The 20967-nt window shown below is 72.2% G+C and carries 16 protein-coding genes and 3 pseudogenes; 12 read left to right on the top strand and 7 right to left on the bottom strand.

Annotated features, from left to right (window positions below; genetic code table 11):
• Positions 1 to 56: 56 nt before the first annotated feature.
• Together GWK25_RS39195 and GWK25_RS39190 are read right to left on the bottom strand one after the other, a co-directional pair.
• A complete protein-coding gene (locus GWK25_RS39195) occupies positions 57 to 1391 on the bottom strand; it encodes a zf-HC2 domain-containing protein (protein WP_251829236.1) in 1335 nt (444 codons plus the stop codon).
• A gap of 482 nt (positions 1392 to 1873) precedes the next feature.
• The gene (locus tag GWK25_RS39190; protein WP_215456254.1) at positions 1874 to 2455 is read right to left on the bottom strand and encodes a sigma-70 family RNA polymerase sigma factor; all 582 of its coding nucleotides are present in this window, start codon (positions 2453 to 2455) and stop codon (positions 1874 to 1876) included.
• Between the two features lie 550 nt (positions 2456 to 3005).
• Here GWK25_RS39190 and GWK25_RS39185 point away from each other — a divergent pair.
• Together GWK25_RS39185 and GWK25_RS39180 are read left to right on the top strand one after the other, a co-directional pair.
• Positions 3006 to 3413, top strand: coding sequence for an STAS domain-containing protein (locus GWK25_RS39185; protein ID WP_215457900.1), 408 nt, complete (start codon positions 3006 to 3008; stop codon positions 3411 to 3413).
• A gap of 191 nt (positions 3414 to 3604) precedes the next feature.
• Positions 3605 to 4117, top strand: a complete 513-nt coding sequence (locus GWK25_RS39180) for an EF-hand domain-containing protein (RefSeq protein WP_215456253.1) — start codon at positions 3605 to 3607, stop codon at positions 4115 to 4117.
• A 31-nt stretch (positions 4118 to 4148) separates the two neighbouring features.
• Here the strand turns inward: GWK25_RS39180 and GWK25_RS39175 are convergent.
• A pseudogene (locus tag GWK25_RS39175) lies at positions 4149 to 5674 on the bottom strand (class I adenylate-forming enzyme family protein).
• A 159-nt stretch (positions 5675 to 5833) separates the two neighbouring features.
• On the opposite strand from GWK25_RS39175, the gene GWK25_RS39170 reads away from it, so the two are divergent.
• From GWK25_RS39170 to GWK25_RS39155, 4 genes are all read left to right on the top strand, one after another.
• Positions 5834 to 7039, top strand: coding sequence for an amidohydrolase family protein (locus tag GWK25_RS39170; RefSeq protein ID WP_215456252.1), 1206 nt, complete (start codon positions 5834 to 5836; stop codon positions 7037 to 7039).
• A 12-nt stretch (positions 7040 to 7051) separates the two neighbouring features.
• On the top strand, positions 7052 to 8182 hold the full coding sequence (locus GWK25_RS39165; protein ID WP_215456251.1) for an acyl-CoA dehydrogenase family protein: 1131 nt from the start codon (positions 7052 to 7054) through the stop codon (positions 8180 to 8182).
• A gap of 169 nt (positions 8183 to 8351) precedes the next feature.
• Positions 8352 to 9239 carry an acyl-CoA dehydrogenase gene (locus GWK25_RS39160; RefSeq protein ID WP_215456250.1) on the top strand — a complete coding sequence of 296 codons (888 nt, stop codon included), beginning with the start codon at positions 8352 to 8354 and terminating at the stop codon, positions 9237 to 9239.
• Between the two features lie 514 nt (positions 9240 to 9753).
• A complete protein-coding gene (locus tag GWK25_RS39155) occupies positions 9754 to 10326 on the top strand; it encodes an ATP-binding protein (RefSeq protein WP_308010875.1) in 573 nt (190 codons plus the stop codon).
• A 522-nt stretch (positions 10327 to 10848) separates the two neighbouring features.
• Here GWK25_RS39155 and GWK25_RS39150 read toward each other — a convergent pair.
• Positions 10849 to 11790: a cyclase family protein gene (locus GWK25_RS39150; RefSeq protein ID WP_215456249.1), complete on the bottom strand. Its 942-nt coding sequence runs from the start codon at positions 11788 to 11790 to the stop codon at positions 10849 to 10851.
• Positions 11791 to 11955: 165 nt separating this feature from the next.
• Between GWK25_RS39150 and GWK25_RS39145 the strand changes: the two genes are divergently transcribed.
• The 6 genes and pseudogenes from GWK25_RS39145 to GWK25_RS39120 all read left to right on the top strand — a co-directional run bounded on the left by GWK25_RS39145 (position 11956) and on the right by GWK25_RS39120 (position 16780).
• Positions 11956 to 12867: an SDR family NAD(P)-dependent oxidoreductase gene (locus GWK25_RS39145; RefSeq protein ID WP_215456248.1), complete on the top strand. Its 912-nt coding sequence runs from the start codon at positions 11956 to 11958 to the stop codon at positions 12865 to 12867.
• A 256-nt stretch (positions 12868 to 13123) separates the two neighbouring features.
• Positions 13124 to 14278 (top strand): acyl-CoA dehydrogenase family protein, encoded by a 1155-nt coding sequence (locus tag GWK25_RS39140; RefSeq protein ID WP_215456247.1) that lies wholly within the window; start codon positions 13124 to 13126, stop codon positions 14276 to 14278.
• Between the two features lie 21 nt (positions 14279 to 14299).
• The gene (locus GWK25_RS39135; RefSeq protein ID WP_215456246.1) at positions 14300 to 15349 is read left to right on the top strand and encodes a Zn-dependent alcohol dehydrogenase; all 1050 of its coding nucleotides are present in this window, start codon (positions 14300 to 14302) and stop codon (positions 15347 to 15349) included.
• A 174-nt stretch (positions 15350 to 15523) separates the two neighbouring features.
• Positions 15524 to 15921: pseudogene (locus GWK25_RS44925) on the top strand (RNA-guided endonuclease TnpB family protein); the annotation flags it as partial.
• 3 nt (positions 15922 to 15924) lie between these two features.
• Positions 15925 to 16149, top strand: a pseudogene (locus GWK25_RS39125) (MFS transporter); the annotation flags it as partial.
• A gap of 94 nt (positions 16150 to 16243) precedes the next feature.
• Positions 16244 to 16780: a hypothetical protein gene (locus GWK25_RS39120; RefSeq protein ID WP_215456245.1), complete on the top strand. Its 537-nt coding sequence runs from the start codon at positions 16244 to 16246 to the stop codon at positions 16778 to 16780.
• Here the strand turns inward: GWK25_RS39120 and GWK25_RS39115 are convergent.
• The 3 genes from GWK25_RS39115 to GWK25_RS39105 form a co-directional block, all read right to left on the bottom strand.
• Positions 16777 to 17529, bottom strand: a complete 753-nt coding sequence (locus GWK25_RS39115) for a flavin reductase family protein (protein ID WP_251829235.1) — start codon at positions 17527 to 17529, stop codon at positions 16777 to 16779. The genes GWK25_RS39120 and GWK25_RS39115 overlap by 4 nt on opposite strands.
• Before the next feature lie 66 nt (positions 17530 to 17595).
• Positions 17596 to 18423, bottom strand: coding sequence for an enoyl-CoA hydratase/isomerase family protein (locus tag GWK25_RS39110; protein ID WP_215456244.1), 828 nt, complete (start codon positions 18421 to 18423; stop codon positions 17596 to 17598).
• A gap of 73 nt (positions 18424 to 18496) precedes the next feature.
• A complete protein-coding gene (locus GWK25_RS39105; protein ID WP_215456243.1) occupies positions 18497 to 20785 on the bottom strand; it encodes an acetate--CoA ligase family protein in 2289 nt (762 codons plus the stop codon).
• Positions 20786 to 20967 lie beyond the last annotated feature (182 nt).

Here is a 20967-nt window from a genome sequence, read left to right as displayed (position 1 = left end):
GCCGGCCACCGGCCGCGTAGGTGTCGCGGGGCCCCGCATACGGCCGCGGGCCGGGATCACATACGGCTCAGGGCCGCCGCCGCGAAGAGCACGTCCCTGATCGCCTCCCGGTCGCCGCCCTGTCCGGCGGCCGCCTCCTCCGGAGGTACGTGCCCGGCAGCGAGCCGGCAGAACTCGACGCCGTCCAGGGCCACGTGCGCCACTTCGTGGTCGGCGGAACCGAGGGCGGCGGGGGAGTCGAGGGGGATCAGCCACTCACCGCCGCCGGAACCCTCGATCTCCAGGCGGAGGCTGCGGCCGGGGGCGCCGGCCGGTACGAGGTGGCGGCCGGGCGGGGACGCGAGCCCGGTCCTGCGGCGCTCGGCCAGCGCCACGGGCAGCATGCGGGCCGCCAGGTCGATCATGCCGTGCAGATGGCGGCCGGAGGGCGGCGCGTACGGGTAGTCCACGGCCTCCGCGATGTCCTCCGCGTGAATCCAGCACTCGAACGCCCGATCGATCATCGCGTCCTGGAGGGGGAGCACGAAGCCGCCGTACGGCACGGTCGGGCGGCCCGAGGTGCCGGGGGTGCCGGAGCCGTCGGGGTCGTCGCCGCCCGTGAACGAGGTGGTGCGGACGATGTCGTGGCTCTGTTGCCGCCAGGGGGCGCGCAGGGCGCGGGTGGGCGGGAAGTGGGACGCCTTCCAGTACGCCTCGGTGCGAGCCGCCGGGGAGAGGGCCCCGACGGGCTCGCCGGGGCCCGGTTCGAGCCCGTCGGGCGGGGTGAGCGGGGCGAGCGGGTCGTCCAGGCCGAGCGCCGCGGCGACGAGCCCGTCGACGGTGAGCAGGTGAGCGATGACCCCGGCGACGGTCGTACGACGGCTCACCGGGCCCTCGCCCTCGAACCAGCGCAGCCGGACGGGGGCGTGCCAGTCGGCTGCGCCGATGTCCTGGAGCAGGGCGTCCAGCCGGGCCGTCTCCGCGTCGTACGGGGCGGCCCAGCGGGGGACGGGGATACGGGGCGGGCGGCGGCCCAGGCAGGCGTCCAGTACCTGGGTGCGCAGGGCCGGGTCGAGGTCGAGGCTCTCCGGCGGGTGCAGCAGTCCCACGGCCTCCCGCAGCCGCCGGGCCTCGTCCGCGCAGCCTCCGCACACCCCGAGGTGCTCCTCCACCGCCAACGCCTCCTCCGCGGAGCACACCGCGAGGGCCCAGGCCCCGAGCAACGCCTTCAGCACCCGGTGCTCCAGCACGAGGGGAGGACGGGAGCCGGGGGACCCGGAAGAACCGGGCGGCAGGGGAGCACCGGGGAAGGGGGAAGCCGACGGGGGCGTGCCCGGGGTGGGGTTCGGGGTCGCGTCGGGCAGTGGGGGTGTCTCCGGGGTGAGGGTCGGGGTCGCGTCGGGCAGTGGCATTCCGGTGTCCTCCACGGAGGTGCGCGGCAGCGGTATGCGGGGCGGCCCCACCGGCTCACCACCGCCATCCTGAGGCCCACGCGGCTCGCCCGGCTCCCCGGGCCCGCCCGGTCCGCCCGGTTCTCCCGGCCGCCTCGGTCCGGCTGCTCCACCCGGCCTGCCTGAGCCGTCCGGGCCGCCTGAGCCGTCCGGTCCGTCTGGCCCGTCCGGTCCGTCTGGCCCGTCCGGGCCGCCTGAGCCGTCCGGTCCGTCTGGCCCGTCCGAGCCGCGCGCCTCGTCCGACCCGCGCGCCTCGTCCGACCCGCTCGTCCCGCCCGGTCCGTCTGTGTGCCCGGTGGTGTGGGCGGTGGCGTGGCCCGATGGACGGCTTCCGTGGTCGGAGGGGTGTCGTGCGGTCCGGTCGGCGGACCCGATCGGGCGGGCCGGGGTGGGGTTCTCCCCGTTCTCCGGCTCGGGCGGTCCGTGCGGGCTCGGTGTGGTGGTCATGTGAGGGGCCCGGGTTCGGGTGGGGTGCCGGAGGGGCGCGTGTCGTGGGCGGTGGAGAGGAGTTGGAGGCCGAGGCGGAGGCGGCGCCGGGCCTCGTCCTCGGTGACGCCCAGGTCGGTGGCGGTCTGGCGGTAGTCACGGCGCTGGAAATAGGCCAGCTCCAGCGCGGCCCGCAGCGGGGCGGGCATGGCCTGCACGATGTAGTCCGCGCGGGCCGCCACCGACGCATGGTGCACCTTGCGTTCCAGGTCCTCCGCCGTGCCCTCGCCGCCCCGGGCGAGCGCGGCGGTCTCGTCGGCCCGCAGCCGCTGCACCGCCAGACGGTGGGTCAGCGCCGCCACCCAGGACCGCAGCGGCCCCTGCTTGGGGTCGTACTCCTCGGGGTTCTCCCAGAGCCGCAGGAACACCTCGCGGGTGATGCCGTCGGCGCCTCGCTCGTCGCCGAGGACACGGTGGGCCAGCCCGTGCACGAGGGACGCGAACCGGTCGTACAGCTCACCGAGCGCCGCCGCCTCGCCCCGGGCCAGCCGCTGCTGCATCCTGCGGTCCCAGCGGGGCGGTGCGTCCGTCGTCGCCATACAGCCCCTCACCCTGCTCTCACCTGCGCCGTTCCTGAATGACCGCCCGGTCGGGCCGCCGCCCGGCCGTCGGCGGACCCCCGAACCGACCCCCGGTCCGCGGCAGTCCGCTTCCGGCCCGATTCCAGCCTGTGCGCACCGCCGTCCCGAATGTAGTCGGCACCGCTGACCGCGCACGCCCCTTTATGGCAATGCGCGCCCCTCGCGAGGCCGGAGGTGGTATGCACCTCACGGGTAAGCCGTTTCCACATCGCCCACGTGGGCGTCCACCCGCCTTTCGTATGTCTGTACGACCATATGAGGTGCCTGATCTGCACGAATCCAACCGGGCGAGGCCTGTCCCGGTCCGGATCGGATCGATTCCGAAGCCATTCGTGATCAAAGTTCGATCGCATCTGACCGTACTCGATGGAAAACGCACCGAAAAGGGCCTGGAATTGGCTCGCTTACCCCGCGCTTTCGCCGGGCCCCCGGTGTTTCATGGAACGACGGCGGGGCAGCCGCGCAGCAGGAAGCGGTGCAGTGGCTTCCGGTTCGGCGACTGAGAGGCATCGCGGTGGCGTTCGAAGTGACCGACGGCGAGCAAGGTGAGTGGGCCGTACTGCATGTGTCCGGGGAGATGGACCTGGTCACCTCGCCCGTGCTCCGTCAGCGGGTGCACGAGGCGGTGGCCGACGGCCGCCGAAGTCTCGTCCTCGACCTCTCCGCCGTGGTGTTCTGCGACTCCAGCGGCGTCGGCGTACTGGTCGCCACGCGCCGGCTGATGCGCTCCTGCCGGGGGCGGCTCCGGCTGATCCTCCCCGCGGACGGCCGCGCGGGCGGCGGCCCGGCGGAGGGGGCGCACGTCAACCGTGTCCTCGCCGCCCTCGGGGTCCGCCGTCTCTTCGACGTCCATCCGGACGTCCCCTCGGCGGTCGCGCCGGACACGGACGACCGGGCCGACCCTCTGTCGGCCTGACCCCGCACCCCTCCCATGAGCAGTACGTACGTGTGATATGCCCCACTTGGGGTGTCCCGGCGGCCACACAGTTGTCCCGGAATTCCCGCAGTCTTGGTACAAGCGCCGCTTTCCCGCTCCGCCCGGGCCTCTGACGTCGTACGCTCCGTCCGAGAAGCACCCCACTCGACGTAAGGCGGGCCCGAGGAGACATGGTCAGCAGCGAGTACGAGCGCAGGATCGCCGCCCGGTTCGCCACCTTCGACCAGGACGGCAACGGCTGGATCGACCGCGAGGACTTCAGCGCGGCGAGCAAGGCGGTTCTCAACGAGTTCGGCACCACCGCCCGTTCGGACAAGGGCCAGGCCCTGTACGGCGGCGCCGAGGCCTTCTGGCAGGGCATGGCCGGCATAGCGGACCGGGACGGTGACCAGCGCATCACCCGGGACGAGTTCGTGAACGGCGCGGTCAAGCGGCTGCGCGACAACCCCGACCGTTTCGCCGAGATCGCCCGCCCCTTCCTGCACGCGGCCCTCGCGGTCGCGGACGCCGACGGGGACGGCAAGGCCACGGTCGAGGAGGCCGCCCGGGTCCTCAAGGCCCTCGGCGCTCCCGCGGAGGTCGCCGACGCGGCCGCCGCCACCCTCGACGCCGACGCCGACGGCAAGGTGGACGAGGTGGAGGTCGTCGACGCGTTCGCCCGCTACTTCACCGTGCCGGAGTAGGCGGGCGGCCGAGAGCGTCGAGCGCCGCCGGTCATGAGTACCGTTCGCGCAGCTTGTACTTGAGCACCTTGCGCAGGGTCTCGTTGCGCGGGAGGGCGTCCACCACCTCCAGTTGCTCCGGCAGTTTGTGGACGGACAGCCCTTCCGCGCGCAGCCAGCCGGTGACGTCCGGCAGCGTCAGCGAGTCGGCTTCCGGCGGCTGTTCGACGACCGCGCACACCCGCTCCCCGCGCTCCGGGTCCGGCAGCCCGATCACCGCCACGTCCTGGACGGCCGGATGCCGGTGCAGCAGGTCCTCGATCTCCTTGGCCGAGATGTTCTCGCCCTTGCGGATGATGACGTCCTTGAGGCGGCCGGTCAGCACCAGATGGCCGCTGTCGGTGAGATGCCCGAGGTCACCGGTGACGAAGAACCCGTCCGCGTCGAAGGCCGCCGCCGACTGCGCCGGGTCCAGGTACCCCTGGCAGACGGCCTCCCCGCGCAGCCGCACCTCCCCGTCCTGTGCGATCCGGATCTCCATCCCCTCCGGCGGCCGCCCCTCCGTCGTCGCCAGGTTCTCCGCCGAGTCGTCCGGCGCGCCCATCGTGATCATCGGCACCTCGGTCATGCCGTACCCATGGGTGAGCTGTACGCCCATCTCCCGTACGACGGAGTGGTAGACCTCCGGTGGCTTCGGGGCGCCGCCGCCCGCGAGCAGCCGCAGAGAGGGGATCAGCGGTTCACCCGGCTGCTTGCGCTGCTCGGTCAGGAACATCGAGTAGAACGCCGTCGACCCGCCCGCCACCGTCACCCCGTGCTTGCGGTACGCCTCCAGCGCGGCCGGCAGCGCGAAGTGCTCGAACAGCACGGCAGGGAAGCCGTAGAGCAGGAGCATCACCATGTAGTCGGGGCCGCCTATGTGCGCGTACGGGAAGGCGATCGAGCCCACGTCGTCCGCGCCGAGCCGCAGGGCGTGGGCGAGGCAGGAGCCGCCCGCGATCAGTGAACGGTCGGTGTGCAGGACGCCCTTGGGGTCGGAGGTGGTGCCCGAGGTCCAGTAGATCCAGCGGACGGAGGTGCCGTCGGCGGGTGGGCGGGCAGTGTCGTGGGGTCGCCGTCCGGGAGGCGGTCGTACGCCTCGAAGATCCCGCGCGCCTCCAGCCGTCGGGCCATCTCCGTGTGGTCGAAGCCCCGCCACTCGCCCGGGACCGCGAAGAACTCCGCCCGGGACTCCCGGAGCGCGAAGCCGACCTCGCGGTCGCGGTAGAAGGGGATGACCGGGGACTGGACGGCGCCGAGGCGGGCCAGGGCGAAGGAGAGCAGGACCGTCTCGATCCGGGTGGGCAGCTGCCAGGCGACGACCGTGCCGGGACGTACGCCCCAGTCGTACAGCCCGGCTGCCACGCGCTCGGCGCCGGATCGCAGTTCGCCGAAGCTCAGGGTGCGGTCGTCCTGGAGGAGGACGGGCCGGTCGGGGGTGAGGCCGGCGCGGCGGTCGAGGAGTTCCCAGAGGGTGCCGGACCCGCTGAGCACGTGGGCGGTCTCGGGTACATCGGGTGCATCGGTCGTATCGGTCACATCGGTCACGGAGGGCCCCCTGCCGCATTCAGCTGACGATGTGTCAGATCGTGGGCAGAGCGTAGGGCCGGGCGCCTTGTCGGTCCAGAGGTGCGCCACTAGCCTGCTGGAGAGGACCTAGCTGACGGTCCGTCAGAAATGGCTCGCTGGAGGGGACCCATGACCGAACTGCCCCGCATCATCAGCGTCGACGACCATGTGATCGAGCCCGCGCATCTCTTCGAGACCTGGCTGCCGGAGAAGTATCGCGACCGAGGCCCCAAGCCCCTCACCGCCGGCATCGGGGAGCTCGCGTACGTCGGGGGCAAGTACCAGATCACGATGGACCCGGACGGACCGCCGACCGACTGGTGGATCTACGAGGACCTCAAGTTCCCGTACAAACGGAACATCGCGGCCGTCGGGTTCGACCGGGACGAGATGACACTGGAGGGGATCACCCGTGCGGAGATGCGGCGCGGCTGCTGGGACCCCAAGGCACGGCTGGCGGACATGGACCTCAACCACGTCGAGGGCTCCCTCTGCTTCCCGACCTTCCCGCGCTTCTGCGGGCAGACCTTCGCCGAGGCGCACGACAAGGAGGTCGCCCTGGCCTGCGTCCGCGCCTACAACGACTGGATGGTCGAGGAGTGGTGCGGCGACAGCGGCGGCCGGCTGATCCCGCTCTGTCTCATCCCCCTGTGGGACATCGACCTCGCGGTCGAGGAGATCCAGCGGAACGCCGCCCGGGGCGTCCGGGCCGTCACGTTCTCCGAGATCCCCACCTACCTCGGTCTGCCCTCCATCCACTCCGGCTACTGGGACCCCTTCTTCGCGGCCTGCCAGGACACCGGCACGGTCGTCAACATGCACATCGGCTCCAGCTCCCAGATGCCGGCCGCCTCCCCCGACGCGCCCCCCGCCGTGCAGGCCTCGCTCTCCTTCAACAACGCGATGGCCTCGATGATGGACTTCCTCTTCAGCGGGGTCCTGGTGAAGTTCCCGACCCTCAAACTCGCCTACAGCGAGGGGCAGATGGGCTGGATCCCGTACGCCCTGGAACGCGCCGACGACGTCTGGGAGGAGCACCGCGCCTGGGGCGGGGTGCGGGACCTGATCCCCGAACCGCCGTCGACGTACTACTACCGGCAGATGTTCTGCTGCTTCTTCCGCGACAAGCACGGGGTCGCCTCGCTGGACGTCGTGGGCCGGGACAACGCGACCTTCGAGACCGACTACCCGCACGTCGACTCGACCTTCCCGCACACCAAGGAGGTCGCCCTCGACCACGTCAAGGGACTCGACGACGAGACGGTCTACAAGCTGATGCGGGGGAACGCGATCCGCATGCTCGGCCTGGACTTCGACCGCGATCTCGGCAAGTAGGGATCACGGGCGATGGACCTCGCGTACAGCCCCGAGGAGGAGGCGTTCCGGGCGCGGCTGCGGGAGTGGCTGGCGAAGACGCTCCCCTCGCTGCCGCCGAAGCCGTCGCCCGACGACTGGCCGGGCCGGCGCGCCTACGACCTCGGCTGGCAGCGGACGCTGTACGACGCCGGGTACGCCGACGTCCACTGGGACGCCTCGCCGACCACCCGGCTGATCTTCCTGGAGGAGACCGAGAAGGCGGGTGCCCCGTACGTGGGCGCGGGATTCGTCGGGCTGCTGCACGCCGGCCCCACCATCGCCGCCGAGGGCACCGCCGAACAGCGGGCACGCTGGCTGCCGCCGATCCTGCGGGGCGAGGAGGTGTGGTGCCAGGGGTTCAGCGAGCCGGACGCCGGGTCCGACCTCGCGGCACTGCGGACGCGTGCGCGCAGGGAGGGCGACGAGTACGTCGTCAGCGGCTCCAAGATCTGGACCTCGCACGCCGAGGTCGCCGACTGGTGCGAGCTGCTGGTGCGGACGGACAGGCAGGCACCGAAGCACCGGGGCATCTCCTGGCTGGCGATGCCTATGGACGCGCCCGGAGTCACCGTACGGCCGCTGCGCACCCTCGCCGGTTCCACGGAGTTCGCCGAGGTGTTCCTCGACGAGGTCCGGGTGCCGGTCGCCAACCGGGTGGGCGCGGAGAACGACGGCTGGCGGGTGACCATGGTGACGCTGTCGTTCGAGCGGGGGACGGCGTTCGTGGGTGAAGTGGTGGCCTGCCGCCGGGTGTTGGGGGAGGTCGCGAGACAGGCACGGGCGAACGGGGTCTGGGACGACGCGGGTGTGCGGCGGCGGCTCGGGCGGTTGCACGCGGAGTTCCGGGCGCTGTGGCGGCTCACGCAGTGGAACGTCAGCGAGGGAGAGGCCTCCGGCGGGGTGCCGGGGGTCGGGGGCTCGGTGTTCAAGCTGAGGTATTCGCGGGCGCGGCAGGAGTTGTACGAGGTGGCTGCGGAGGTGTTGGGGGCGGGCGCGCTCGATCTGGACTGTGGGTGGGTTCTGGATCGGCTGAGTTCGTTGTCGTACACGATCGCCGCGGGGACGTCGGAGATTCAGCGGAACATCGTGGGGGAGCGGATCTTGGGGTTGCCGAAGGGGTGAGGTGGGGCGAGGGCGCCTCAGGGGGCGAGGACGCCTCAGGGGCGAGGGCGCCTCAGGGGGTGGGGGTGCCTGGGGTGTTGGCGGGTGCGGGTGCGTCGTGATTGTTCGCGCAGTTCCCCGCGCCCCTCGAAAGCGGGTGTGTCCGTTGGTGAAGAGGGGCTGTTGGCCTGTGCGGTTTCGACTGACCGAGGATCAGAGGGTGTTGAAGAGCGGCTTCCGGGAGGTGCTGGCTCGGCGCTTCGGGGCGGAGGAGCTGCGGGCCGCCGTCGACGGGGGCGGCGGGCTGGACCGGGGGCTGTGGCGGGAGTTGGGGGAGGTGGGCTTCTTCTCGCTGCGGCTGGCCGAGGACCGGGGCGGGGTCGGGCTCGGGGTGCCGGAGGCCGTGTTGGTCTTCGAGGAGGCGGGGCGCGCACTGCTGCCCGGGCCGCTCGTGGCCACCCATCTCGCGGCGGGCGTGGTGCCGGGCGCGGCGACGGGGCAGACCGTGGTGACCGCTGTCGGGGGTGGTGGTCTGGTGGAGTGGCTGGACGAGGCCGATGCGGTGACCGGGGACGCGGCCGGGGCCGTACCGCTGCGATCGGTGGATCCGTTGACGCCGCTGCACCGGGTGCCGGGGGGCGGTTCCTTCCACCGCCCCGATGATCTGTTCGTACTGCTCACCGCCGCCGAGCAGGTGGGCACAGCCGTGCGGGCCTGCGAGGCCGCCGTGCAACACGCCCGGACCCGGGAGCAGTTCGGGCGGCCGGTCGGCGCCTTCCAGGCGGTCAAGCACCTCTGCGCCGAACTGCTGGTCCGGGTGGAGGTCGCGCGGGTGGCGGTGTACGCGGCGGCCGTGACCCTGGATCCGGTCGACATCGCGGCGGCCCGGCTGCTGGCCGACGAGGCGGCGGTGCGCGGAGCCCGCGACTCCCTTCAGGTCCACGGCGGTTCGGGGTTCACCTGGGAGGCCGACGTACACCTGTGTCTGAAGCGCGCGTGGGTGCGGGCGGAACGTGGCGGATCGATCACCGAGAGTGAGGAGATGTTGGCGGGGGAACTGCTGAGCGACGCGAGTTGAGCGCGCTGACCAGGGAGGGAAGCGAAATGCGTGGCGTTCGTCGCGGCGAATGTCGCGGAACGTGGCATACCGGAATTACCGAGCGTTGATATCGTGTTGTGTCCTAGGCGTGACTTGTCACGGCCTGGAGTCGGAGGTCCGCTCCGGTACCTTCTGGTGGATGCGAGTGGTTCCGAGGTCGAGCCGAGCCGGTGTTGCCCCTGTGGCGGCCCCGGATCCGGCGGTGCCCGGCGCTCGTGAAGTGGGCCGGAGTCTCGATGCCCCGGTCTGTTCGACTCCCCGCTATGAGCGTCGCACAGTATGCCGTACGCGTACTCCTTCGCGCTGGAATATGCCCGAAGCGCTTGTTGGGGTGACTGTACGTCAACCATGCTGTCCTGTAAGGGGATCACGTTCCGTGATCCCGGTGCCGATGGTGTCGACGGCGGTGGCGTCGGCCAGGCAGCAGATGACCACGATCGTGGCCCCAGAGGGGCGTGCGGCGATGTGTCCGCCGGTTCGGATGGTGTGAGCGGTGCAGGTGCTTCAAGTGCAGCTGGAGATCCGGCCCGACCCCGCAGAGGTGGGTCGTGCACGGAGATGGGCCCGTGCACGGCTCTCCGGGTCCGGGATAGGGGACGACGAGCCGCTCGCCGAGACGCTGATCCTCCTCGTCTCCGAGCTGGTCACCAACGCGGTCGTGCACACCGGGCGTCCGGCGGTGCTGCGGCTGCTGCTGTCCGGCCTCCGTGACGGCGTGATCGGCAAGGTCCGCCTGGAGGTCGTCGACGGCAGCGCGTGTCCGCCGGCCCCGCGGTGCGCCGACGGGGACGAGACGGGCGGGCGCGGTCTCGCCCTCGTCGACGTTCTCGCCGACCGCTGGGGCTGGAGCCACGAGGGCGTCGGCAAGCGGATCTGGTGCGAACTGGACCGGGTGGTGCCGGGGACCTCGGGGGCGGCGAGCGGTGTGGGCGCGTCGGGCTTCGGGGGCGGTGGCGGCGTGGTGACTCCCGCGGTCTATCCGGCGTGCGGCGCGGTCACGGGTGTGGCGGCGGTGGCCCGGGAAAGCCTGGCGGTGCGTGAGGGGTTGGCGTACGAGGTGGTGTAGGCCGGGGCGAGGGGGCGACGGGTTGGGGCGAAGCCCTGCTTTTAGAGGGGCGCGGGGAACTGCGCGAGCCGCCACCGCCATCTGCGGTCGCGCGGCGAGGCGCACCGAGTCAACAGGCGCACTCGGGCACCCACATGTGCGCCGCACACGCCTGCGCGTGAGCGCACGGGGTGGGGCGGTCTCCGGCGGTGGCCGATCCGCGCGCCGGGACGTGCTCCCGTACGCACCGTCGCGACGCCGGTTCCACGCGGCTGAGCCCCCCACGGGTGTTGACGCGCCATGTCCGTTTGATCACGCTTGTGTTCAGCGATTCGCCGCGAGGGGACGACGAGGGTCACGGTGACGGAGCCCTCGACGAGTGTGGGTCGTGATTCGGCGCCGGCTCCCCGCAGGGCCCGGGAAACAAGGGCGGGTGCGCCGAAGCCGGATGGCGGCGCGCGGTGCCGTGCGGGACGTTCGAAACACCCGCTCCGGGCGGGCGGCGCGCCGCCAGTCGGCCCGCGCGCGCCCGCGGGAGGCGGTCTACAGGATGGCGATCGGCGCCACCGGTGTGCCCGTCGCCCCGACGAACGGCTCCGGCATCGCCGAGAGCAGGAAGTCGTACCGCCCTGCTTGTCCACAGGCTGTGGACAACTCCTCCAGGTTCCAGTTCTGGCCCTGCGGCATCCCCATCTCGACCAGGTCGAGCGCGTGCACCGGCAGCCACAGGCCCTCGACCTCCGGAGGGAAGATCTCGAACGTCAGGGTGTCATTGGCGACGGCCGCCACATCGCGCGCGTGGAACCACTCGGGTGTACGCAGCGACAGCCCCGGTGACGGGAACGCGTACGCGTGCTTGTCCCCGGCGAGGTAGGACCGGATCTGCCCGGTGCGGACCAGCACGATGTCGCCCGCCCGGACCCGGGTGCCCGCCAACTCCTCGGCGGCGTCCAGGTCTTCCGGGGTGACGGCGTGGCCGCCGGGCAGCCGGTCGTCGGCCAGTCCCAGGGCGCGCGGAACATCCAGCAGGACGCCGCGCGAGACGATGTGCCGCGCCTTGTCGATACCGGCGAAGGCCGCGCCGCCGTGCGGGGTGATCGTGTCCGCGGGGCGGCCGTTGTAGACCCGGCCCGAGTGCGAGACATGGGTGAGCGCGTCCCAGTGGGTCGCCGACTGGAGTCCCATGGTCACCGCGTCGTCGCTGCACGCGACCGTGCCCGGACCGAAGATCTCCTGGTTGATCTGCACCATCGCGTGCAGCGGATTGACCCGGCCCGGCATCATCCCCGTCTGCACGCCGTCCTGCTGCAGGGGCAGCGCCAGCGGCACGCGGCGCCCGGAACGCACCGAGGCGGCGGCCCGCCGGACGACCTCGTCGGTGATCAGGTTGAGGGTGCCGATCTCGTCGTCCGCCCCCCAACGCCCCCAGTTGTTCACGCGCTTGGCGATGTCCGTGAACGCGGCGAACTCCGTGGGCGATGACATCGGGCCTCCCCGAGGGCTTGTGGTGGCGTATCCGGCGGGTCGTAGAATCGCCGTACGAGCAAATCTAACGACCCGTCAGATAACAGTGCATCAGATGTACGGCATCGGGTAGCGGTCCGGCGGACAGCGGTTCGCCGGGTGACGTGATGAGGGGAAGGGCTCGGGGTGGGACATTTCCTGGCAGGCAAGGTCGTCGCCGTCACCGGAGCGGGGCGGGGGATCGGCCGTGCGGTCGCCCTCGGCGCCGCCGCCGAGGGAGCGCGGGTCGTCGTCAACGACTACGGCGTCTCCGTCGACGGCTCCGAACCCACCAGCTCCGTCGCCGAGGCCGTCGTCAAGGAGATCGAGGCCGCCGGGGGCGAGGCGGTCGCCGTCGCCGACGACATCTCCACGATGGCCGGCGGGCAGCGGGTCGTGGACACGGCGGTCGAGACGTACGGACGGATCGACGGGGTCGTGTGCGTCGCCGGGATCCTGCGCGAGCGGATGCTGTTCAACATGGCCGAGGAGGAGTGGGATCCGGTGATCGCCACACACCTCAAGGGCACCTTCACCGTGTTCCGGGCGGCGTCCGCCGTCATGCGCAAGCAACGGGCCGGGACCCTGATCGGGTTCACCAGCGGCAACCACCAGGGGTCCGTCTCGCAGGCCAACTACAGCGCGGCGAAGGGCGGGATCATCTCGCTGGTGCGGAGCGCGGCGCTCGGCCTGCACCGGTACGGGGTGACCGCGAACGCGGTGGCGCCGGTCGCGCGTACGCGGATGTCGGCGGGGGTGCCGATGGAGCTGACCGAGATCGGTGAACCGGAGGACGTGGCCGCGTTCGTGGTGTACCTGCTGTCCGAGCGGGCCCGGGAGGCGGGGGTGACCGGGCAGGTGTACACGGTCGCCGGGCCGAAGATCGCGGTGTGGGCGCAGCCGCGGGAGTTGCGTGCCGCGTACGCCGAAGGAGGCTGGACGCCGGAGAGGATCGCGGAGTTCCTGCCGGGGGCGGTGGGGGTGGATCCGATGCCGATGCTGGAACGGGTGGAGGGGATGGCTCGTGCGGCGGCGTCCGGGGCGCGGCCGAACGCGTGAGGGCCCTGCCGAACGGGGCGAGTTCTCGGCTGCGGGTGCGTGGGTGCTGGTCGCGCAGCTCCCCGCGCCCCTGAGAAGCAGGGGCTGCGCCGGTGCCTCTCGGGCTCGCCGCCGGTCGCCTTTCAGGGCCATGGGGGCCGCGTCTTTCAGGGGGGCGGGGAACTGCGCGAGAAGCCCCACCGACCCGCACCCGACAACGCACCCGGACTCACCCACCACGCACCACCATCAGCGCGGCGGTCATCTTGGAGGCGGCATGGACTTCGGGTTCAGTGATGAGGACGAGGCCTTCCGGGCGGACGCGCGGGCCTGGCTGGGGGCGCACGCCGGGGTGCACGCGGAGCGGCGCACCTGGGAGCGGACGCTCGGCGCCGCCGGGTGGATCGGGCTCGGCTGGAGCGAGGGCGGGTACGGGAACCGGACGGCCACGCTCGTCCAACAGGTGGTGTGGGCCGAGGAGTACGCGCGGGCGGACGTACCCGCCCGCTCCGGGCACATCGGGGAGAAGCTGCTCGCGCCGACGCTGATCGCGTTCGGGAGCGAGGAGCAGAAGCGGCGGTTCCTGCCGGCGATCGCGCGCGGCGACGAACTCTGGTGCCAGGGATACAGCGAGCCCGGCGCCGGGTCCGACCTCGCCGGTGTGCGGACGAAGGCGGAGCGGGCGGGAGACGGGTCGTACCGGATCACCGGGCAGAAGATCTGGACCTCGCTCGCCCACGAGGCCGACTGGTGCTTCGTGCTGGCCCGGACCGAGGCGCGCTCCGAGCGGCACCACGGGCTGTCGTTGCTGCTCGTGCCGATGGACCAGCCGGGGCGGATCGAGGTGCGGCCCATCCGGCAGATGACCGGGACGAGCGAGTTCAACGAGGTGTTCTTCGACGGGGCGCACGCCCGCGCGGAGCATGTCGTCGGGGGCGACGGGAGCGGCTGGCGGGTCGCCATGGGACTGCTCGGCTTCGAACGCGGGGTGTCGACGCTCGCCCAACAGATCGGGTTCGAGCAGGAGTTGGGGAGTGTCGTGCGCGCCGCCGTGGACAGCGGGGCGGTGGACGACGCCGTCGTACGTGATCGACTCGTCCGACAGTGGGCCGAGTTGAAGACCATGCGGTGGAACGCCCTGCGGACGCTCGGCGGGGCGGAGGGCGGCGCGGAGCCGGGCGCGCCGAGTGTGGCCAAGTTGCTGTGGGGGCGGTGGCACCGGCGGCTCGGGGAGCTGGCGATGGAGGTGCGGGGCGCGGAGGCGGTCGTCGGACCGCGGGAGTGGTCGGCTGCGGAGCCGTACGCACTGGACCCGTCGCAGCAGATGTTCCTGTTCAGCCGGGCCGACACCATCTACGGCGGTTCGGACGAGGTGCAGCGCACGATCATCGCCGAGCGGGTGCTCGGTCTGCCGAGGGAGCCGAGAGGCTGAGAACACCGAAGGGTGGAGGCCATGCGCGGAGTGGTGTTCGACGGGAAGCGGGCCGAGGTCGTCGACGATCTGGCCGTGCGGGAGCCGGGGCCCGGTGAGGTGCGGGTCGCGATCAGGGCCGCCGGCCTCTGCCACAGCGATCTGTCGGTGGTGGACGGGACCATTCCGTTCCCTGTTCCCGTGGTGCTCGGGCACGAGGGGGCCGGGGTCGTCGCGGAGGTGGGGGCGGGGGTCCGGCACGTCCGGCCCGGGGACCACGTGGCCCTGTCCACCCTCGCCAACTGCGGGGCCTGCGCCGACTGCGACCGGGGACGGCCGACCATGTGCCGACGGGCGATCGGGCGGCCCACGCGGCCGTTCTCGCGGGGCGGGCGTGAGGTGTTCCAGTTCGCCGCGAACTCCGCCTTCGCGGAGCAGACGGTGGTCAAGGCCGTGCAGGCCGTACGGATCCCGCAGGACATCCCCCTGACCTCCGCCGCGCTGATCGGGTGCGGGGTGCTGACCGGGGTGGGGGCCGTGCTCAACCGGGCCCGCGTCGACCGGGGGGACGGTGTCGTCGTCATCGGGGCCGGCGGGATCGGGCTCAACGTGGTGCAGGGTGCGCGGCTCGCGGGGGCCACGCGGATCGTCGCCGTGGACGCCAATCCGGAGAAGGAGGCGGTGGCGCGGCGGTTCGGCGCCACGCACTTCCTGACGTCCGTGGACGGGGTGCGGGACATCCTCCCCACCGGCGCCGACCACGCGTTCGAGTGCGTCGGCCGGGTCGACCTCATCCGCCAGGCCGTCGACCTGCTGGACCGGCACGGGCAGGCGATCCTGCTCGGGGTGCCGGCCGCGACCGCCGAGGCGTCCTTCCTCGTCTCCTCCCTCTACCTGGACAAGTCGATCCTGGGCTGCCGCTACGGGTCGTCCCGGCCGCAGCGGGACATCGCCCTCTACGCCGACCTGTACCGGGAGGGGCGACTGCTCCTGGACGAGCTGGTCACGGCCACGTATCCGGTGGAGGACTTCGCGAAGGCGGCGGAGGACGCGGGGGAGGGGCGGGTGGCGCGGGCGGTGCTCACGTTCTGAGGGGCTTGGGAGTTGCGACCACGGGGGCGGCTTCCGTGGCTTCCGGTCGGGGCGGATTCGGTGGCAAGGCGCCCGTACGGGGCGGTCCCGCAGGGGAGCGCCCCGATCCCTCACTCCGGTGTGGTCGAGTACCGCTCGATGCTCGCGCGGCCTGTCGATCGGTCCAGCAGGCGCGACGTCGGACTCGACCACCTCCTGACGCTCTCGACCGGCGAGAAGATCTCCAACCCCCGGGCACAAGCTGACCACTCGGCTCGTTCGTGAGAACCAAACGATCGCGATCGAGGACCTCACCGTTCGGAACATGGTGAAGAACGGCAAACTGGCCCGTGCCATCTCCGACGCGGCGTGGGCCGACTTCCGGAGCATGCTGGGGTACAAGGCCCAGTGGTACGGGCGCGAAGTGATCGCGGTCGACCGCTGGTTCCCCTCGTCCAAGCTGTGCTCCGCCTGCGGCACCTTGCAGGACAAGATGTTCGCTGAGCGTCCGCACCTGGACGTGCGACTGCGGGACGACCCACGACCGGGACGTGAACGCAGCGAAGAACCTTTTGGCCGCCGGACTGGCGGTGTGGGAGCACTACGGCGAGGACAGCGCCATCGTCTTCGGCTGGGTCCTCGCCTCCCACCAGGTCGGCGCCGCCCTGGTCGCCTTCCTCGGCGGCCTCGCCCGCGACGCCTTCGGCGGATACGACGTCGTCTGGTACGCCTCGGGCGCGCTGGGCGCGGCGGCCGCCCTGATGGCACTGGTGATACGACGACGACCGGTGGGGAGGGCGCGGGCGCCGGCGGTGGTCTGAGGTGCCGGGGTGGACGCGGCCGGGAAACCGTGCGGCGCAACCGATTCGGCCGTGGCACCCTCCCTGTAGGCGGGGAGGGGTGCTGGTGATGTCCATGGCGGCGACAGCCGGGGTGCCGGACGGGGACGAGAGCGAGGCTCGCGCGGGTGCGGCGCCGTCCGCTGTTTCCATGGCGGTACTGGGCGTGGAAGGCGGGCTGTCGTGCGCGGTCCTCCTTCTGGCCGGACTCGACTCCGGGCGGGTACCCGCGGCGTCTTTCGGGGTGCTCCTGCTCTCCCCGCTGCTGCTCCTCCTCATCCTCTTCGCCGCCGCCCTCATGACCGTGGCGTACGTGCTCCCGGCAGTGGCACTCGCAGCCTGGACGGCGCGGCAGCTCACTGGCCGCGTCGCATGGTGGTGGATCCCGCCCGCCTGCACCCTCTGGGTGCTTCCCGCCTTGGCCGTACCGTCCTGGCTGCTTCCCGGCCTCGCGTTCTACGCGGCTGCGCTGCCTGCGGCCCTGGTCACCCACCACACCCTGGTGCGCGCCGACATGGGCCGTCCCGTGCAGCCCTGCGCGGCGATCCTCCTCTGGGGCACGCTGGCCACGCTGTGCCTGCTGCTCGTGGGCGGGACGATGTCGGCGACCTAGCCGACCGCGAAGCCACCGAAGCGGCCCCGGTGGAACAGCAGCGGCGCGCCATCCGTGTCGGCGGTGCCGTCGTCGGTGTCGGCGCCCAGTGTCTCCACCCGGCCCACCACGATCAGGTGGTCGCCGCCGGGGTGTACGGCGTGGATCGTGCAGTCGATCCAGGCGAGGGCTCCGGTGAGGCGGGGGGAGCCCGTGGCGGGGGCCGGGGTGTGGGCCACGCCGGCGAACTTGTCCGTGCCGCTCACCGCGAAGCGCCGGCACAACTCGCCCTGGTCCGCGCCGAGTACGTTCACGCAGAACACACCGGCTCGGGCGATCCGGGGCCAGGTCGTCGACGTACGGCCGACCATGAAGACGACGAGGGGCGGGTCGAGGGAGAGCGCGGAGAAGGACTGGCAGGCGAAGCCGGCGGGGCGGTCGGCCGATTGTCCGTCGAGATGGCCGTCGAGCTGCCCGTGGAGATGGCCGTCGGTGTGTGCGCCGGTGCGCTCACCGGCGTGCGCGTCGGGGGCGGCCGCCACGGGGATCCCCGGTGCCGTGATCACCGTGACGCCGGTCGCGAAGTGACCCAGGACGCGGCGGAACTCGGCCTGGTCGACCGGTGCCCGCTCGTGCTCCCCGACGCAGCGCAGGTCCGGGCGGGGCAGGGGGTCGACGACCGGGGGCGCGTGCGTCGCCCCACGGCTCCTGTCCGCCGGAGCCGCTCTCAGATAGCGGACGGCGGCGGCTGCCATTCCCGCGTGTCCCATCACGTGAGTCATTAGAGCTGACGGGCCGTCAGAAGTGAAGGCTCGTGCCGAGGCTCTCCTCGGCGGTCAGCGGCCCTCGAAACGCGGTGTGCGTCGTTCCACGAAGCTCGCCACGCCCTCCTGGGCGTCGGCCGTCGCCATGTTGATCTCCTGTGCGGCGGCCTCGGCGGCGAAGGCGGTGGCGCGGTCGGTCTCGAGGGAGGTGTTGACCAGGTGCTTGGTCGCGGCCAGGGAGCGGGTCGGGCCGGCGGCCAGGCGGTCCGCCCACGCGCGGGCCGTCTTCTCCAGGTCCTGGGCGGGGACGACGCGGTTGACGAGGCCGAGGCGCTCCGCGTCGGCGGCGGACAGGGCGTCACCGAAGAACATCAGCTCCTTCGCCCGCTGCGGGCCGATGAGACGGGGGAGCAGGTACGCGCCGCCGCCGTCGGGGACCAGCCCGCGCCGGACGAACACCTCGATGAAACGGGCTTCCTCGGCCGCCAGGACCAGGTCGCAGGCGAGGGCGAGGTGCGCGCCGATACCGGCCGCGGTGCCGTTCACCGCCGCGATCACCGGCTTCTCGCAGTCGAGTACGGCCGCGATCAGGCGCTGGGCACCGAGCCGGATGACGCGCGCCACGTCACCGGGCACCCGCTCTCCGCCGTCCGTCGTCGAGCCCCGCAGGTCCGCGCCCGCGCAGAAGCCGCGGCCCGTGCCCGTGATCACCACCGCGCGCACGGCGGGGTCGGCGGAGGCGTCAAAGAGGAGTCGGATGAGGCGTTCTCGCTGGTCAGGGGTGATGGCGTTCATCGCCTCGGGGCGGTTGAGAGTGATCCACGAGACGGCGTTGTCAGTGGCGTGCCGTATCAATGAGTCACGGGATTTTTCGGGATGTTCACGGGGGGAAGCGGACATGTGGGTGCTCCTATTCTTACGGGGAGTGAAGGTCGTCCTGGTCGGGTGGGGTGCCTTCCTCGCGCGTCGGCGCTCAGCGGCACACCGCCAGCGCGTCCAGGGCCACCGCCCCCTGCCCCCTCGGCAGCACCATCAGGGGGTTGATGTCCAGCTCCGCTATCTGGTCCCCGAGTTCGAGCGCCATGCGCTGCACGCGGAGCACGACCTCCACCAGGGCGTCCACGTCGGACGGGGGAGCCCCGCGCACCCCGTCCAGCAGGGCCCGCCCACGCAGTTCGGCGAGCATGGCGTGGGCCTGGTCCTCGCCGAAGGGCGGTACGCGTACGGCGGAGTCGCGGAGCACCTCCACGAGGACGCCGCCGAGCCCCACCGTGACCGTGGGCCCGAAGAGGTCGTCGTGGGTCATGCCCACGACCATCTCCACGCCCCGCTCCACCATCTGGCACACCAGCACCCCGTCGAGGGAGACGTCCTCGTAGCGGGCGATGTCGGTGAGTTCGCGATAGGCGTCGCGGACCTGGCTCGCGGAGGTCAGGCCGATCTTCACCAGGCCGAGCTCCGTCTTGTGGGCGATGCTCGCGCCGGACGCCTTCATCACCACCGGGTAGCCGACCAGGCTCGCCGCGCGTACGGCCGCCGCCGCACTGGTCACCAACTGCTCGCGCGGCACGCGGATGCCGTAAGCCCGCAGCAATTGCTTGGCGGCGTGCTCGCTCAGCTGCTGCCCCGGCCGCATCAGTGCCTGCGCCTTGCGGAAGGAGGGCGAGGGGGAGCGGGGTGCCTCGTCGAAGGGGGAGCGGTAGGCGGCCGTGAAGCGGGAGTGGTCGAGGTGGGCGCGGACGGCCGTGATGCAGTTGGCGAAGGTGCGGAAGGTCGCCACCCGGGACGACCCCAGCAGCGTCTCGCGGTACGCGGCCTCGGTGCCCACCGGGGACCCCCACACCACGCACACCAGCTTGTCCGTCCGCTCCGCCGCGTCCACCAGGTCCTGGGCGAGCTTGTCGCTCATGGGAGGGAAGGGGCCGGTGATGGGGCAGATCAGCACCCCGACCTCCGGGTCGTCGAGGATCGCGTCGAGGATGCGGGGGCCGCGCCAGTCACCCACCGGGTGGCCGCCGTTGTCGACGGGGTTGGCCACGCTCAGATAGTCGGGTATCCACTGGTGCAGCTCGGCCTGCTTGGCCTCGGAGAGCGTGGGGAGGGGCAGTCCGGCCTCGGTGGCCAGGTCGGCGAAGTGCGCGCCCGTGCCGCCCGAGATCGAATAGACGACGACGCCTTCGGGTCGCGGTACGGCTGACCCCCGTGCCGGTGCCGGTGCCGCGGTGGCCGACGGTCCCGGGACGCGCGGTCGCCGGGCCCTGGCCAACAGGGTCGCCGTGTCCTGGAGTTCGTCGAGCCCGTCGACGCGGATCACTCCGTACTGCCGCATCGCCGCGTCGACGACCGCGTCCGCGCCGGTGAGCTTGCCGGTGTGGGAGGCGGCGGTGCGGGCCCCGGTCTCGGTGCGGCCGACCTTGACGGCGACGACGGGGACACCGCGCCGGGCGGCCCGGTCGGCGGCGAGGAGGAAGGCTCGGCCGTCCTTGAGGCCCTCGACGTACGCGGCGATGGCGCCCACCTCGGGGCGTTCGGCGAAGTAGGAGATGAAGTCGGCGGTCTCCAGGTCGGCCTCGTTGCCGGTGGGGGCCCAGTGGGAGAGGCGGATGCCGAGTTCCTGGAGGGAGAAGACGGGGCGGCCCTGGTGGCCGGACTGGGTGATCAGCGCGATCGCCGGGCCGTCGAGGTCGTCGCGGAAGCGCTCGAAGGCGTTGAGGTTGGTGTTGGGGCCGAGCAGCCGCAGGCCGTCGGCCCGGGCCACGGCGGCGGCCAGCCGCTCCTGGGCGGCGGCACCCTCCGCGCCGGTCTCGGCGAAACCGGAGGCGAAGGCGACGGCGAACTTCACCTTGGCCTCGGCCAGTTCGCCGATCACGGGGAGGGGGTCGGAGACGAGGAGGACGGCGAGGTCGACCTGTTCGGGCAGAGCGGCGACGGAAGGGGCGCAGGGGATGCCGAAGACCGACTCCCGGGTGGGGTGCACGGGGTGGAGCCGGGCGCCGACGCGTTCGGACCAGGCGAGCAGTTGGCGGGTGATCCCGGTGTTCGGCCGGCCCTCCGCGTCCGAGGCGCCGACGACCGCCATGGACTCCGGCCGGAAGAATCGGTCCAGATCGGGGACGTCTGCGTACAACGGGCGTCCGCTGACATCGAGGTCGCCGGCCTCGGCGGGCCTGCCGTGCACGACCTGTGCGGGGTGCTCGCCGCACGCGATGGCCCGGGCCCGGCGGGAGTCGGTGGTGAGGGTGCCGTGGGTTGATCCAAGCATCGGTCCGCCCGCTCCTGTGTGACAGCCAATTCAGTGACGTGGAGACGTTCACGTATCTGACGACACGTCAGATTTAAGACTACTGAACTGACGCTGTGTCAGGAATGGGTGTGCGAGCAAAGTTACGCGGCAGTAAGGAGGTTGTACCCACGCGGGGCGGTGGTCAGACCTGTGACCGGCGG

The organism is Streptomyces sp. ATCC 21386 (assembly GCF_018728545.1).
GTDB lineage: Bacteria > Actinomycetota > Actinomycetes > Streptomycetales > Streptomycetaceae > Streptomyces.
Note: the sequence above shows the minus strand (reverse complement) of the source record. Positions and strands in the feature narration are given on the sequence as shown.